Annotated in this window: 15 protein-coding genes and 1 pseudogene; 11 read left to right on the forward strand and 5 right to left on the reverse strand. The window is 63.4% G+C overall.

What is annotated here, in order from left to right; translation table 11 throughout:
• Positions 1-210: 210 nt before the first annotated feature.
• Complete coding sequence (locus DU505_RS21885; RefSeq protein ID WP_114481088.1) at positions 211-1,287, reverse strand: bifunctional nicotinamide-nucleotide adenylyltransferase/Nudix hydroxylase; 1,077 nt, start codon at positions 1,285-1,287, stop codon at positions 211-213.
• A gap of 125 nt (positions 1,288-1,412) precedes the next feature.
• Here DU505_RS21885 and DU505_RS21890 point away from each other — a divergent pair, with 125 nt between their 5' ends.
• Positions 1,413-2,318 carry a YihY/virulence factor BrkB family protein gene (locus tag DU505_RS21890; RefSeq protein ID WP_114481089.1) on the forward strand — a complete coding sequence of 302 codons (906 nt, stop codon included), beginning with the start codon at positions 1,413-1,415 and terminating at the stop codon, positions 2,316-2,318.
• A gap of 42 nt (positions 2,319-2,360) precedes the next feature.
• Here the strand turns inward: DU505_RS21890 and DU505_RS21895 are convergent, their stop codons facing one another.
• On the reverse strand, positions 2,361-3,401 hold the full coding sequence (locus tag DU505_RS21895; protein ID WP_114481090.1) for a Glu/Leu/Phe/Val family dehydrogenase: 1,041 nt from the start codon (positions 3,399-3,401) through the stop codon (positions 2,361-2,363).
• Positions 3,402-3,653: 252 nt separating this feature from the next.
• Here DU505_RS21895 and yccX point away from each other — a divergent pair, with 252 nt between their 5' ends.
• Entirely contained in the window at positions 3,654-3,926 is a 273-nt protein-coding gene (yccX, locus tag DU505_RS21900; RefSeq protein ID WP_114481091.1) for an acylphosphatase, read from the forward strand.
• A 32-nt stretch (positions 3,927-3,958) separates the two neighbouring features.
• Here yccX and DU505_RS21905 read toward each other — a convergent pair whose 3' ends face one another.
• Genes DU505_RS21905 through DU505_RS21915 form a run of 3 tightly spaced genes read right to left on the reverse strand, consistent with a single transcriptional unit; the run spans position 3,959 to position 6,773 of the window.
• Entirely contained in the window at positions 3,959-4,903 is a 945-nt protein-coding gene (locus DU505_RS21905) for a nucleoside hydrolase (protein ID WP_114481092.1), read from the reverse strand.
• A gap of 24 nt (positions 4,904-4,927) precedes the next feature.
• Positions 4,928-5,824: a ribokinase gene (locus DU505_RS21910; protein ID WP_114481093.1), complete on the reverse strand. Its 897-nt coding sequence runs from the start codon at positions 5,822-5,824 to the stop codon at positions 4,928-4,930.
• A 13-nt stretch (positions 5,825-5,837) separates the two neighbouring features.
• On the reverse strand, positions 5,838-6,773 hold the full coding sequence (locus DU505_RS21915; RefSeq protein WP_114481094.1) for a D-2-hydroxyacid dehydrogenase: 936 nt from the start codon (positions 6,771-6,773) through the stop codon (positions 5,838-5,840).
• A gap of 185 nt (positions 6,774-6,958) precedes the next feature.
• On the opposite strand from DU505_RS21915, the gene DU505_RS21920 reads away from it, so the two are divergent.
• The 9 genes and pseudogenes from DU505_RS21920 to DU505_RS21960 form a co-directional block, all read left to right on the forward strand.
• Positions 6,959-7,237 (forward strand): FmdB family zinc ribbon protein, encoded by a 279-nt coding sequence (locus tag DU505_RS21920; protein ID WP_114481095.1) that lies wholly within the window; start codon positions 6,959-6,961, stop codon positions 7,235-7,237.
• Between the two features lie 54 nt (positions 7,238-7,291).
• Positions 7,292-9,073 (forward strand): aspartate--tRNA ligase, encoded by a 1,782-nt coding sequence (gene aspS, locus DU505_RS21925; protein WP_114481096.1) that lies wholly within the window; start codon positions 7,292-7,294, stop codon positions 9,071-9,073.
• A gap of 150 nt (positions 9,074-9,223) precedes the next feature.
• A complete protein-coding gene (gene ruvC, locus DU505_RS21930) occupies positions 9,224-9,763 on the forward strand; it encodes a crossover junction endodeoxyribonuclease RuvC (RefSeq protein WP_114481097.1) in 540 nt (179 codons plus the stop codon).
• Between the two features lie 283 nt (positions 9,764-10,046).
• Entirely contained in the window at positions 10,047-10,655 is a 609-nt protein-coding gene (gene ruvA, locus DU505_RS21935) for a Holliday junction branch migration protein RuvA (protein ID WP_114481098.1), read from the forward strand.
• Positions 10,656-10,679: 24 nt separating this feature from the next.
• The gene (gene ruvB, locus DU505_RS21940; protein ID WP_114481099.1) at positions 10,680-11,717 is read left to right on the forward strand and encodes a Holliday junction branch migration DNA helicase RuvB; all 1,038 of its coding nucleotides are present in this window, start codon (positions 10,680-10,682) and stop codon (positions 11,715-11,717) included.
• On the forward strand, positions 11,714-12,109 hold the full coding sequence (gene ybgC, locus DU505_RS21945; protein ID WP_114481100.1) for a tol-pal system-associated acyl-CoA thioesterase: 396 nt from the start codon (positions 11,714-11,716) through the stop codon (positions 12,107-12,109). Before ruvB ends, ybgC begins: the two co-directional genes overlap by 4 nt.
• A gap of 35 nt (positions 12,110-12,144) precedes the next feature.
• Positions 12,145-12,822, forward strand: a complete 678-nt coding sequence (gene tolQ / locus DU505_RS21950; RefSeq protein ID WP_245948138.1) for a protein TolQ — start codon at positions 12,145-12,147, stop codon at positions 12,820-12,822.
• 12 nt (positions 12,823-12,834) lie between these two features.
• A complete protein-coding gene (gene tolR, locus DU505_RS21955) occupies positions 12,835-13,272 on the forward strand; it encodes a protein TolR (RefSeq protein WP_114481102.1) in 438 nt (145 codons plus the stop codon).
• A gap of 16 nt (positions 13,273-13,288) precedes the next feature.
• Positions 13,289-14,033: pseudogene (locus DU505_RS21960) on the forward strand (cell envelope integrity protein TolA); the annotation flags it as partial.

The raw sequence follows: 14,033 nt of genomic DNA on the forward strand, positions 1-14,033 counted from the left end.
TTCCATCATGGCCAGGCACCGATGCTGTGCCGCTGACAGGCCGGATATAAGCGTGCAGTCTCACCCCCGCCGATACGTTTCGGGCTTGCACAACGGGACGGGTCCATATAAGTAGCTTTAGGAGGCGCAAGCCTCCAGGCGGTCTTGCCGACGCCAACGCGGCGGCCTCTGCCAGGCGCCTGCTGAGTCTTATGCGTAATCAGGAAACGTTTAGATCCCGCCGAAATCGGCCGGAAGTCCGAGAAAATTCTGGATGATGAAGAAGTGGTCCTCGAACAGGCCGTCGGGCTCGAGCTCGGCCAGGGGCACCCAGCGGGCATGATCGCCGCCCTTGACCGGCTTGAGCTGGGGCAGTTGCTGATCGGGTCTGAGGGCGAAATAGAAGGCCTCCGCCAGGGTGCGCCCACGCCAACTGCGGTGCGGTTCGTCGAACAGGCGCTGGCCGCGCAGGGAGCCTTTCAAGACCGGCTCCGGCACCTTCAGCCTGACCCGTTCGCGCAGCTCGCGCAGACAGGCGTCGAGCAGGCGTTCGTGGGGATTGATGAACCCACCGGGCAGGGCCAGAAGCCCCTTTCCAGGTGCCGCGGTACGACGGACCAGGAGCACATGGCCCGATTGCACCACCACGGCGTTTACGGTCACGAAGACCGGCGGGTAGGGAGCCTGAGCCCATGCCTGCCGATACTGCTCCAGCAGCTGCTGCTCTTCCATCAACTGCTGGTGGGCCTCGCCGCCGGCGAACCGACGCAGCTCCGTACAGACAGCGGGCGGCAGGTCATGGGTCGCGCCGGTGCTCAGATAGTCGTCGGTAGAGGAGGGAGAGCGGAACAACCGTTCACGGATCTGGCTGGCCGAGATGCCTTCGACCAGGGGTACACTGACCGATTCCCACTGTGGAAACAGGGAGAGGTAGTAGCTTGACTGGCCACGGCTTGCGCCAATCAGGCCGATTCGTGGCAGTCGAGCGTTGTGGTGTCCGGCAATGTTGCGAACCTTGCGCTGAACGTCCCGTACCCAGACGTCATTGTTGTAGAGCGCGTCCAGCAACGGCACTATCTCGAGCCGTGCGTTTTCCTCTTCGTCGAAACAGCCGCGCAGCAGGTCCTGGCGTTCGTCGAAGCGCCAGGGATTGCGCAGCGAGCGCGCCTGCCAGGCGGATCCGACCAGGACGATCACCTGCCGTGCGTGGCGTAATGCCTCGTTGATCACCGCCAGGTGTCCCAGGTGTGGGGGTTGGAAGCGGCCGATGAATACGAGACAGTCGAAATCATGGTGGGAAGCGGACATCGGCGAATCCTTCGCTGGCGGCTCGGGGCCGCCTATTATGGGGGGCGTCAGGCAGAGCTGCAATGAACGACCGTCAGCGCGCCTGCAAGGCCGTTCCGGAGCTGCCGAAATGACAAGGAGGCGGGGTGCAGACGAATATCATAACGTTCTGGTGGCATGTGATTCAGGATGCCATCCATCTATGGCTGCAGCGCAACGCCTTCAGCTATGCCGGCTCACTGGCCTTCTATACGTTGTTCTCGTTGGCGCCGACGATCATCATCGCGGTCACGGTCATCGGCGTGGTATTTGGCGAAGAAGCGGCTCAGGGGCAGATCGTTGCACAGCTGGAAGGGGTCCTGGGAGAAGAAGCCGCCAGTGCGGTCGAACAAGCGGTGGCGGCATCGAGAATCGAGGAGAGCGGCCTGATGCCGACCCTGCTAGGGTTCGGTGCACTCCTGGTGGGTGCCACCACCGTGTTCGCCCAGATGCAGTTTTCCCTCAATACCATGTGGGGAGTGACCGCCAAGCCTGGCCGCAACGGCTTGATACTGTTTCTACGGAAACGCTTGATGTCGCTTGCCGTCGTACTCGCCATCGGTTTCATCCTGCTGGTGTCGCTGGTATTCGGTGTGATGATTCGCGCTCTTCTCCTGGCCGGCGACGAGCTGGTGCCCTTTGTCGGTCTTTTGACCACAGCGGTGGAATTCCTCGTCTCACTGGCGGTTATCACCGCGCTTTTCGCCACGATATTCAAGGTGTTGCCCGATGTGACGCTGGGCTGGAAGGATGTCCTGCTGGGAGCGCTGGTCACGGCGTTGCTGTTTGCCATGGGGCGCAGTGCCATCGCTGCCTATCTTGCCTACACCGCAACCGCTTCCACCTATGGTGCCGCCGGTTCGGTTGTCATGATCCTGCTGTGGGTCTATTACAGCTCGCTGATCCTGCTGTTCGGCGCCTCCTTCATCCGCAGCTATCTGTTGGCACAGGGCCGAGAGATCATTCCTAGAAATAACGCGGTGCTGGTGAGGCGAGAGCTGCTGGAAAGCTGAGTCGGGCGGCCTGTGCCGCCCGATACATGGCAGGGGCAAGACCTAGGACACAAGCCGCTCACAGGCAAGTTCGTCGGCAATGGCCGCCGGGTTGATGCCGCGACGCCGGGCGCGTTCGAAAATCTCGTCGAGGGTCGCCGTGATGCGTTCCACATGAGCCATCACCGCCTTGCGTGAATAGTCCTCGTGACGCTGGTACTCGACCTCGATGACGCCACCGGCATTGGCGACATAATCCGGCGCATAGAGAATGCCCCGGCCATGCAGCAGGTCGGCCACGTCCGGTGTCGCCAGCTGGTTGTTGGCCGCTCCGCATACCACGCCTGCCCGCAGGCGCTTTGCCACATCCGCGGTCAGTGCGGCGCCCATGGCACAGGGAGCGAAGACATCCACGTCCGCATCGAATATCGCAGCCGGGGCCGTGGTCGTCGCGCCGACCTCTCCGGCGAGCAGCTCCAGCGCTTCCTGATCGATATCGGTCAACACCAGGCGAGCACCCGCCGCGTGGAGCTGACGAGCCAAATGCGCTCCTACATGGCCGACGCCCTGAATGGCCACCCTGAGGCCATCCATGTCCGCTCGTCCCAGGCCATGACGAATGGCACTCTGCAGGGCACAGAACACACCATGGGCGGTAATGGGGGAGGGGTCGCCGGACTCGCCGGGACGACGAGCCAACCCGCTGACATGAGCCGTGGTTTCATGGATATGGCGCATATCGGCTTCACTGGTACCGGAGTCTTCGGCGGTAATGTAGCGACCACCCAGGGAGTCCACCAGCCGACCCATGGCGCGAAGCAGTTCCGGGGTCTTGTCCTGCCTGGGATCGGCGATGATCACGGCCTTGCCTCCGCCCAGCGGCAGGTCGGCGAGGGCCGATTTGTAGCTCATGCCACGGGAGAGACGCAGCACATCTGTCAGCGCATCGTCTTCGTTCGCGTAGGGATAGATACGTAGCCCACCCAGGGCGGGACCGCGGTGAGTATCGTGGATGGCGATGATGGCGCGCAAACCGCTGGCGGCATCACTTCCGAAGACGATCTGCTGGTGATGATCGAATTCAGGATGATCGAAGATCCGCATGGTGCTTCTCCCTTGTGAGGATGGCTTGTTGTTGTGCTGCTGGCCCGATCAGGGCCATTGACGGGCCTGCCGTCGCTTGTGGCGGGGGCAGGTTCCCATAAGGAAAGATTAGAGCATTACGTCATCGGCGAGAACCGGCTTCGCTTCCTGATCGCAGGATTCCCGGTGACTGACATGACGAGGACCGGCTGGTCGTCAAGTGCCCCGGATGGTAGAACAAGGAAAGACGATGTCTCGTTGGGAGGAGGTGCCATGAGCAAACGTTGCGTGAAAGCCCTGGTGGCAGGGAAGGTTCAAGGGGTCTGGTACCGGAAAGCCGTGCAGGGCCAGGCCATGCAGCACGGGGTCACCGGCTATGCGAAAAACCTTCCCGACGGACAGGTAGAGGTACTGCTTTGCGGCGACGGGGACGCCGTCAACAAGGTGGCGACCTGGCTCTGGCAAGGCCCACCGAATGCCCGGGTGACGCATGTGGAGCTCAAGTCGCTCGAGCCCCAGGATCCGGACAATTTCGTCACGCTATAGCCAGTCAGAACGAGCCGGCCAGAACGAGCCAGTCAGGCCAGCGTGGAGGCTATCCATTCCACCACGGCATCGCCGTCCGTCTCCAGGCAGACCTCAACCAAGGGCGTCTGAGACCAGCGCTCCTGGATGAAGCCGCGGCCCTCGGGGGCGAAGATCGTCTGCCCCTCGGCAATGCCTTCGGTCACCACCGCCAGGTGTCCCGGCGCGGTGGTGAACAGTTCCGGGCGCAGCAGCCAGGCCAGGGCACAGCTGTCGTGGGGGCAGCAGCCGTCGATGCCGAGAAATTCCCGGTAGAAGTCTCGGTAGAAGTCATAGCTGCCCGCCAACACCTTGCCCAGTTCGCCCTGTCCCGCCTCTATGCGCCGCATGTGCTCCTGGGTGAGTACGCAGCGATGCGTCACGTCAAGCCCCACCAGGGTCAGCGGCCAGCCGGCGGTAAGCACACGCTGGGCGGCATGGGGGTCATTGAACATGTTGGCTTCCGCGACAGGCGTGACATTACCGCCCTCGCGGATCGAGCCGCCCATGATTACCACCTGCTTGACCTTGTCGATGAGGGCTGGGTCGAGCTGCAGCGCCGCGGCAAGGTTTCCCACCGGCCCTACCGCGACCAGGGTCACCTCGCCGGGGCGGGCACTCACCGTGTCGACGATGAACTGTGCGGCGCTACGCGGGTCCTTGTTGCCCGTTACGTCGGGCAGTTCGATGTTGCCCAGTCCATTGGCTCCATGAATGTGTGCCGGTGCCGGGTGACGCGGCTTGACCATTGGGCCGGCGGCCCCCTGGGCAACAGGTACATCGCCACGGCCGGCCAGTTCGCTCAGCAGCAGGGCGTTATGCGTGGCGGTTTCCACGTCCACGTTGCCGTAGGTGGTGGTCATGCCGAGCAGCTCGATCTCGGGGTGACGAAGGGCAATAGCGATGGCCTGGGCGTCATCGACCCCCGGGTCGGTATCGAAGATGATGGAATGGGACACGTGGACTCCTTTCTCGAGGTGAAGTTAACGCTGGTTTAGCGCTTGCTCGACGTCTGCCCGCAGAGGAATGCTTTCGGCAGCGCCGAACTGCTGGACGCAAAGTGCCGCGGCATGTGCGGCCAGTTCCAGGCAGCCGGCCACCGTTTTGCCTTCCTGGTGCGCTGCCATGAAATAGCCGATGAAGGTATCGCCGGCGGCCGTGGTATCCATTGGCTTGACCGGCAGGGCGGGCTGATAACACTGCTCCTCCCCTGACTGATACCACGCACCTGCGCCACCGAGCGTGAGCACCGTTGCGGTTTGGGGAAGGCGTTGGCGCAGACCCGCCAGCAGGGTCTGGGCATCGGATGACTCCGGTAGGCTAACCAGGCCCGCGGCCTCGACCCGGTTGACGAACAGCAACTGGCAGTCTTCCAGCGGCAGCCTGGCCATATCCTCCGTCATGGGAGCCGGGTTGAAGGCGATGCTCAGCGCACGCTCCCGAGCGTATGCGAACAGCTCCGGCAGCGCGTTACATTCGTTCTGTGCCAGTAACCACTCTCCGGGCCGGGCCGATGCCGCGAGAGTGTCGAGTTCCGATGGGACAAAACCATGGTTGGCGCCAGGAAACAGGATAATGGCATTCTCGCCGCCATCATCCACCTGAATGATGGCGTGTCCGCTCGGTTCATCAACCAGTGCGATATGGGCCACGTTAACCCCGACATCGGCCAGACGGTCCCGCGCCCACGCATCCTGACGCCCCAGCCGCCCCCAGTGGCTGACCTGGCCGCCGGCAAGCGCCATGGCCAGGGACTGATTGGCCCCCTTGCCACCAAGCCCCACCTGGTAAGCCCTGCTGGCAATCGTCTCGCCGGGGCGCACCAGGTGGGGGACACGATAGACATGGTCGAGATTGATCGATCCGAAGTTGTGCAGCATGGCACCCTCTTTTTCAGCTCGCTTGAACGTGACGCAAATTTTCGGCAGTCAGCGTCACGATACGCTGGCGCGCCTCCGGCGTGATCCAGGCACTGTGCGGCGTGACAATCAGGTTGAGCGGCTCTTCCAGGGCATCGAGCAGGGGATGTCCATCCCGGGGCGGTTCCGCCGGCAGCACGTCGACGCCGAGCCCGCCTAGCTGTCCCTCGCGCAGCGCATCGAGCGCCGCCTGTTCGTCGATGATGCCACCCCGTGCGCAGTTGATCAGCAGCGCTCCCGGTTTGAGGGTGGCCAGCAGGGTGGCGTCAAACAGGTGTCGGGTGGCATCGCTCAACGGACAGTGCAGGGTGACGACGTCCGCCTCGGGCGCAAGGCTGACCAGCGCGGGGCGGCGGTCATTGGCTTCATTGCCAGGCCTGGCGGCGAAGCTGACGCGCATGCCGAAGGCCTCCGCCAGGGTGGCGACGCGGCTGCCCAGCTCGCCCTGGCCCACGACGACCAGATGCTTGCCCTCGAGCTGCAGCGTGCGGTGATCCATGAGACAGAAGAAGGGGCTGACATTCCAGCGGCCGGCCGCCACGTCACGCTGATAGAGCGGCAGGCGATTGGCCAGGGCCAGGATCAACATCAGCGTATGCTGCGCCACGCTGGCGGTCCCGTAGGCGGTGACATTTCGCACGTCGATACCCAGGCGCTCGGCGGCCGGCATGTCAATATTGTTGGTGCCGGTGGCCAGCACGCAGATCGAGCGAAGCGAGGGCAGGGTGCCGAGAGTAGCCCCATCCAGTACCACCTTGTTGACGATGGCCACCTCAGCGCCGTCGAGTCGCTCCCGAATCTGCTCGGGGGATGTGTGTTCGTGTACATCGAGCTCATCGACCCGTTCGCGGATCGGTGACAGGTCGATATCGGCGCCAAGGCTGGCGGCATCGAGTATCACGGCTTTCATGCGGGATTCCTTTTGTTGGTCCGCCCTTTGGGGTCCACCCTTTTGAGAGTCCACCGTGCCAGGGCTGGGACAGGCCTGGCCAGGCACGCTATAATGTTCGGCTTTCACGGCAGGCTTGGAAAGTCCTTCGCACGACCCAATATTGCCGGAGGTTGCGCGCTGTCGAATCAGGAGTGAATTGAACCATGCCCATCTATGAATATCAGTGCAAGGCCTGCGGCCATCGTCTGGAAAAGCTGCAGAAAATCAGTGCCGCTCCCCTGACTGACTGCCCCGTCTGCGAGGCGCCCGAGCTCAATCGGCTGGTATCCGCCGCGGGCTTCCGGCTGGCCGGTGGTGGCTGGTACGAAACCGACTTCAAGTCCGGCAGCAAGAAGAACATCGCCGGTGACACCGGCGGCGAGACCAAGCCACCCGCCAAGAGCGGAGAGTCCAAGCCGGCCAAGGATGGTGCCGCGGCCTGAGCCCGCGTCCATTGCGAACAACCCTTTCGATAACGCTAGAGAACAGGATACGACATGCGCAGCCATTATTGCGGCCAGCTGAACGAAACCCTGGTGGACCAGACGGTCAGCCTGTGCGGGTGGGTACACCGCCGCCGTGACCACGGGGGTGTAATCTTCCTCGACCTGCGCGATCGCGATGGCATTGCACAGGTCGTGGTCGACCCCGATACCGCCGAGGCCTTCGCCACTGCCGACCGGGCGCGTAGCGAATACGTCCTGAGAATTTCCGGCCGTGTCCGGCTGCGCCCCGAGGGCACCCAGAATCCCAAGATGCCTACCGGGATGATCGAGGTCCTGGCCAAGGAAGTCGAGGTTCTCAACACTGCCGCCACGCCGCCGTTCCAGCTCGACGAGCATGGCCGGGTGGGTGAGGAGGTGCGTCTCAAGCATCGCTACATCGACCTGCGCCGCCCCGAAATGATCGAGAAGCTGCGCCTGCGCTCGCGGATTTCCCATAACGTGCGCGCCTTCCTGGAAGGGCAGGGCTTTCTCGATATCGAGACTCCGGTGCTGACCCGTGCCACCCCCGAGGGAGCCCGCGACTACCTGGTGCCCAGCCGCACCCATCCCGGCAGTTTCTTTGCGCTGCCGCAGTCGCCGCAGCTGTTCAAGCAACTGCTGATGGTGGCGGGCTTCGACCGCTACTACCAGATCGCCAAGTGCTTCCGCGACGAGGACCTGCGCGCCGATCGCCAGCCGGAATTCACCCAGATCGACCTCGAGGCGTCCTTCGTCAGCGAGGACGACATCATGGGTATCACCGAGGCGATGATTCGCCAGCTCTTCCAGGAAGTGCTGGACGTCGAGCTGCCCGAGTTTCCGCGCATGACATGGGCCGACGCCATGCACCGCTTCGGCTCCGACAAGCCGGACATGCGCATCCCGCTGATGCTGGTCGACGTGGACGACCTGATGCAGCAGGTGGACTTCCAGGTCTTCTCCGGCCCGGCCAGCGCCGAGGACGGTCGTGTAGCCGCACTCAAGGTGCCCGGCGGCGGTGGCATGTCACGCAAGGTCATCGACGAATACACCAAGTTTGTCGGCATCTACGGTGCCAAGGGCCTGGCCTGGATCAAGGTCAACGATCGCGCCAAGGGCATCGAAGGCCTGCAGTCTCCCATCGTCAAGTTCATGGAGAACGTGATCGAGGAGCTGCTGGACCGTGTCGGCGCGGAAGATGGGGATATCATCTTCTTCGGTGCCGACAAGGCCAAGGTCGTCAACGAAGCGCTCGGTGCGCTGCGCGTCAAGCTGGGCGAGGATCTCAATCTTTATACCCAGCCCTGGGCGCCGCTGTGGGTCGTCGACTTCCCCATGTTCGAAACCGACGACAATGGCCGCCTGAGCCCGCTGCATCACCCGTTCACTTCGCCGTCGTGCAGTCCCGAGGAACTCAAGGCGAACCCGGCCGGGGCCCTGTCGCGGGCCTACGACATGGTGCTCAACGGCACCGAGCTCGGTGGCGGTTCTATCCGTATTCACGACCAGGCCATGCAGAGCACCGTGTTCGAGATCCTCGGTATTGGCGAAGAGGAAGAACGTGAGAAGTTCGGCTTCCTGCTCGACGCCCTGCATTATGGCGCGCCGCCCCACGGCGGCCTCGCTTTCGGTCTCGACCGTCTGGTGATGCTGATGGCTGGAGCGCGCACGATCCGTGAAGTGATTGCCTTCCCCAAGACGCAAAGCGCCAGCTGCCTGTTGACCGATGCCCCGGGGGAGGTGTCTGCCGACCAGCTCAAGGATCTCAACATTCGCCTGCGCCAGAAGGCCAAGGCCGAGACCGGCAACGAGTAACAGGCGACAGCATTGCCACCCTGTTCACCGGCGCCTGATGGCGCCGGTGTCATATCGGGCCTCTCGACAGCGAGAGCATGCGAGGAGAGACGGCATGGCCGGGTACAGCAATAAGGCCAGCAGCAGCCAGACGGCTCAGGGACGTTGCACATGATGATCCTGGGTATCGATCCCGGGTCACGGATTACCGGCTACGGGATACTCGACGTCGGCGGGCTGACGCCACGCTATGTCGCCAGCGGCTGTATCCGCCTGCAGGGCGACGACCTGGCCCAGCGGCTCGCCCAGGCCTATGCCGGCATCAGCGAGCTGATTGCGCTGCACAGGCCCGGTGAGTTCGCCATCGAGCAGGTGTTCATGTCGAAGAACGCCGACTCGGCACTCAAGCTAGGGCAGGCCAGGGGCACCGCTATCGTTTGTGCCGCCAACCATGGCTTGCCCGTCAGCGAGTATGGTCCGCGGCAGATCAAGCAGGCGGTCACCGGCACGGGAAGCGCCGGCAAGTCACAGGTGCAACACATGGTTGTCGCCATCCTCGGGTTGGATGGCTCGCCGCAGGCCGACGCGGCCGATGCGCTGGCGATTGCCCTGACCCATGCCCATGCCCGTTCGGGGCTGGTGACGACCGGCAGCTTTGGCGGCCATCGTACCCGTCGCCGGGGAGGGTCATGGCGTGACTATCAACCTTGAGTGACACTTGGGGTGCAGCGTCAAGTAATTCTCGAACGCTGTTTGATGCTGGGCTGGTCAGCCGCTTGAGCGACCAGTATAGTGGCGCCATGGTGGCCCTAGGTTTTGTACGAAAAGTCGGCGAGCGATGGCCAGACAAGGCAAAAAAACGGCAAAAAGGCGGAGTTTACACGGTGTAAATGAGTACTTTGAGCCGATTTTTAACGCCGTATGGGCGAGCGCATGCAGTTTTCGTACAGAGCCTAAGTGCCTTGTCACATTCAGGATCAGTATAGCGAAGCCCATGATCGGACGCCTGCGTGGCACCCTGCTCGATAAGCAGCCGCCCTGGCTGGTAGTGGACGTGGCCGGTGTCGGCTATGAACTGGAAGCCTCCATGAACACGCTGGTGGCACTGCCTGGCCTTGGGGAAGCCGTTTCCCTGTTCACACACCTTACCGTGCGTGACGACGCACACCTGCTCTATGGCTTCGCCCGCGAGCAGGAGAGAGCCCTGTTTCGGGCCCTGATCAAGGTCAATGGCATCGGCCCCAAGCTGGCCCTGGCCATTCTCTCCGGCATGGATGAAACCGCCTTCATCCGCTGCGTCATGGATGACGACGTCAAGTCGCTGACCCGGCTGCCGGGCGTGGGCAAGAAGACCGCCGAGCGGCTGATCATCGAGATGCGTGACCGTTTCCCGCATTGGGAGCAGCCTCTCGACATGGCCACGACCGAGCAGGGCGCCGCCGGGGGGCCACGCAGCCAGGACCCTCTGGTCGATGCCGAAGCGGCTCTTGTCAGCCTGGGCTACAAGCCCACGGAGGCGGCCAAGATGCTGTCGGGCCTGGACGATGGGCTCTCCACCGAGGCCATGATCAAGGCGGCACTGACCCGTCGCCTGGCAGGATGAATCCCATGAGCACGAGTGGCTGGCATGATTGACAATGATCGACTGATCGCCGCCGACGAGCACGACGGGGAGGCTCGCGTCGACTATGCGATCCGCCCCAAGCGCTTGGCCGAGTACATTGGCCAACCCAGGGTGCGCGAGCAGCTGGAAATCTTCATCACCGCGGCCCTGGGGCGCGACGAAAGCCTCGATCACACCCTGGTGTTCGGCCCGCCGGGACTGGGCAAGACGACGCTGGCCAATATCATTGCGGCCGAAATGGGGGTGGGCATGAAGTCCACGTCGGGGCCGGTGCTGGAGCGTGCCGGTGACCTGGCGGCGATGCTTACCAACCTTCAGCCGGGCGACGTGCTCTTCATCGACGAGATCCACCGTCTCTCACCCGTGGTTGAAGAAATCCTCTATCCCGCCATGGAAGACTTCCAGTTGGATATCGTCATCGGCGAAGGGCCTGCGGCGCGTTCCATCAAGCTGGATCTGCCACGGTTCACCCTGGTGGGCGCGACCACTCGCGCCGGATTGCTGACGTCACCACTCAGGGACCGCTTCGGCATCGTCCAGCGCCTTGAGTTCTACGATATCCAGGAGCTCACCGAGATCGTCACTCGCTCGGCACGACTGCTTGGGGTAGAGACCGACCGCGAGGGGGCCACCGAGGTGGCGCGCCGCTCCCGGGGCACCCCGCGTATCGCCAACCGTCTGCTGCGTCGCGTCCGCGACTTTGCCCAGGTTCGGGCAAGCGGCCGCGTGGATGCCGAGATTGCCGATCAGGCGCTGAACATGTTGCACGTGGACCATCATGGCCTCGACCATATGGATCGCCGGCTGCTGCTGGCAATGATAGAAAAGTTCGACGGCGGCCCGGTAGGGGTCGACTCGCTGTCGGCCGCCATCGGTGAGGAGCGGGACACCATCGAGGATGTCATCGAACCCTATCTGATACAGCAGGGGCTGATGATGCGAACCGCCAGGGGAAGGGTGGTCACCCGCCAGGCATGGCAGCACTTCGGACTCTCGCCCCATGAGCAGTCGCTGGATGCCGCTGGCGAGGTTCGGCCGTGAGTGAGTTCCGTCTCCCGGTGCGGGTCTACATAGAGGACACCGATGCCGGTGGTATCGTCTATTACGTCAATTATCTCAAATATATGGAGCGCGCTCGTAGCGAGTGGCTGCGCCATCACGGCTTCACTCAGAGTGATCTGCTGGAGACCGGTATACAGCTGGTGGTTCACCGCCTCGAGTGTCGTTACGCCAAGCCCGCGCTTCTGGACGATGCACTGGAAGCCACTGCCGTCATCCACTCCCCGGGCCGCTGTCGCGCGAGCTTTCTGCAAACGGTGACCCGCAGCGGGGAACCCTTGTGCGAAGCCAGGGTCGACATCGCCTGTCTGGACGCTGCTCGCCTCAAGCCCACGCCATGGCCGTCGGCGATTGCCGCGGCTCTCAACGGTTAACTGATAGTTCGACGAGGATGCCCGTGAACGACTCCATGTCAATTCCACACCTGATCATGAGCGCCAGCACCGTGGTGCAGTTGGTCATGCTGATCCTGGTGTTCGGCTCGATTCTTTCCTGGGTCGTGATTTTCCAGCGCACTTTCGTCATGCGACGCGCTCGCCGCGCCCACCAGATGTTCGAGGAGCGCTTCTGGTCCGGCGTCGACCTGAACGAGCTGTACCGCGACACGCCCTCGGAGCAGGAAACCCAGGGCGCCGAACAGGTCTTTCGCGCCGGCTTTCGTGAGTTCAACCGGCTGATGCCGAAGACCAAGAGCCCCGACGCCATCCTCGATGGCGTGCAACGCAGCATGCGGGTCGCCTGGTCACGAGAAGAGGAGCGCCTGTCCCTGCATCTGGTCTTCCTGGCCACTGTTGCATCGGCCAGTCCGTATATCGGCCTGTTCGGCACGGTGTGGGGCATCATGGGCTCATTCCAGGCGCTCTCGATGGCCCAGCAGGCCACGCTCTCTACCGTGGCCCCCTGGATCGCCGAGGCCCTGATCGCGACGGCCATGGGGCTGTTCGCTGCTATCCCCGCGGTTATCTTCTATAACCGCCTTTCTGCCGAATCCGGCAGACTGCTGGGCAAGTACGAGGACTTCGCCGAGGAGTTCCACTCCATCCTGCATCGTAATCTGCAGGGACGCAGTGAAGCCGGCACTGCCTGAAGGAGCCGCACCATGCAAGGACCTTTCAATCGTGATGGTCGGCGCAAGCCGATGGGCGAAATCAACGTGGTGCCGTTCATCGACGTCATGTTGGTGCTGCTGGTGATCTTCATGATCACCGCCCCTATGCTGACCCAGGGGGTGCAGGTAGAGCTGCCCCAGGTAACCTCGGAACCGATTGACTCCGAGGAGGAGAACGAGCCGATCGTGGTATCGGTGGATCGTGAGGGCGAGTATTTCCTGATGGTCGGCGGTGACGAGATCCAGGTCGGACTGGATGAACTCTCCGATAGGGTACTGATCCTGCTGGATCGTCGGCCGGGCTCCCCGGTCATGGTGCGTGGCGACCGCCAGGTGCCATACGGCCAGATCGTCAACTTGATGAGTACCCTGCAAGTGGCTGGCGTGGCCAATGTCGGGCTGATCTCCGAGCCACCGCCGCGTGATTGAGCAGAAAGGAAACACCATGGCTCGACATGACCAGCGCGCGGCCACCCCGCCATATCGACCTGTTGGCTACGGCTTGCCGACGCTGCTCGCCATTGCCTTGCATGTACTGATCGTCGTGCTCAGCGTGGTTACGCTGCCGCAGCGCCAGCCGGAAGATCCACTGACCAGCTCCATCGTGCAGGCAACCCTGGTCAGCACCGAAACCACGACGGATCAGGCTCAACGTGCCGAGGAGGCGCGCTCTCGGGCTGAGGCCCGCCAGGCCGAAGAGGATGCCCAGCAGGCCGAAGCCGAGGCGCAGGAACGTGCCGCGGAAGCGCAGGCTGCCGAGGAGGCGGAGCAGGAAGCGGCCGAGCGCGAGGCAGCTCGTGAAGCCGAGGCGCTCCAGCGCCAGGAAGCGCGAGAAGCCGCAGAAGCGGAAGCCCAGCGGCGCGCCGAGGAAGCCGAACGTCAGGCACAGTTGCGCGAAGAGCAGGAAGCCCAGCGACAGCGACAGCAGGAAGAAGCCGCCGAGGCCCAGCGCCAAGCAGAAGAGGAGGCTCGCCGCCAGCAGGAGGCCGAGGAGCAGCGCCGAGCAGAAGAGGAGGCCCGCCGCCAGCAAGAGGCCGAGGAGCAGCGCCAGGCAGAAGAGGAGGCCCGCCGCCAGCAGGAGGCCGAGGAGCAGCGCCGAGCAGAAGAGGAGGCCCGTCGCCAGCAGGAGGCCGAGGAGCAGCGCCGAGCAGAAGAGGAGGCCCGCCGCCAGCAGGAGGCCGAGGAGCAGC

This window comes from Billgrantia montanilacus, assembly GCF_003336675.1.
Lineage (GTDB): Bacteria > Pseudomonadota > Gammaproteobacteria > Pseudomonadales > Halomonadaceae > Halomonas > Halomonas montanilacus.

What these genes read in the sequence shown, in the direction of transcription:
- DU505_RS21885 (WP_114481088.1), bottom strand. Translation starts at nt 1,287, where the DNA reads ATGTCCGCTTCCCACCATGATTTCGACTGTCTCGTATTCATCGGCCGC.
- DU505_RS21895 (WP_114481090.1), bottom strand. Translation starts at nt 3,401, where the DNA reads ATGCGGATCTTCGATCATCCTGAATTCGATCATCACCAGCAGATCGTC.
- yccX (WP_114481091.1), top strand. Translation starts at nt 3,654, where the DNA reads ATGAGCAAACGTTGCGTGAAAGCCCTGGTGGCAGGGAAGGTTCAAGGG.
- DU505_RS21910 (WP_114481093.1), bottom strand. Translation starts at nt 5,824, where the DNA reads ATGCTGCACAACTTCGGATCGATCAATCTCGACCATGTCTATCGTGTC.
- DU505_RS21915 (WP_114481094.1), bottom strand. Translation starts at nt 6,773, where the DNA reads ATGAAAGCCGTGATACTCGATGCCGCCAGCCTTGGCGCCGATATCGAC.
- DU505_RS21920 (WP_114481095.1), top strand. Translation starts at nt 6,959, where the DNA reads ATGCCCATCTATGAATATCAGTGCAAGGCCTGCGGCCATCGTCTGGAA.
- aspS (WP_114481096.1), top strand. Translation starts at nt 7,292, where the DNA reads ATGCGCAGCCATTATTGCGGCCAGCTGAACGAAACCCTGGTGGACCAG.
- ruvC (WP_114481097.1), top strand. Translation starts at nt 9,224, where the DNA reads ATGATGATCCTGGGTATCGATCCCGGGTCACGGATTACCGGCTACGGG.
- ruvA (WP_114481098.1), top strand. Translation starts at nt 10,047, where the DNA reads ATGATCGGACGCCTGCGTGGCACCCTGCTCGATAAGCAGCCGCCCTGG.
- ruvB (WP_114481099.1), top strand. Translation starts at nt 10,680, where the DNA reads ATGATTGACAATGATCGACTGATCGCCGCCGACGAGCACGACGGGGAG.
- tolQ (WP_245948138.1), top strand. Translation starts at nt 12,145, where the DNA reads ATGTCAATTCCACACCTGATCATGAGCGCCAGCACCGTGGTGCAGTTG.
- tolR (WP_114481102.1), top strand. Translation starts at nt 12,835, where the DNA reads ATGCAAGGACCTTTCAATCGTGATGGTCGGCGCAAGCCGATGGGCGAA.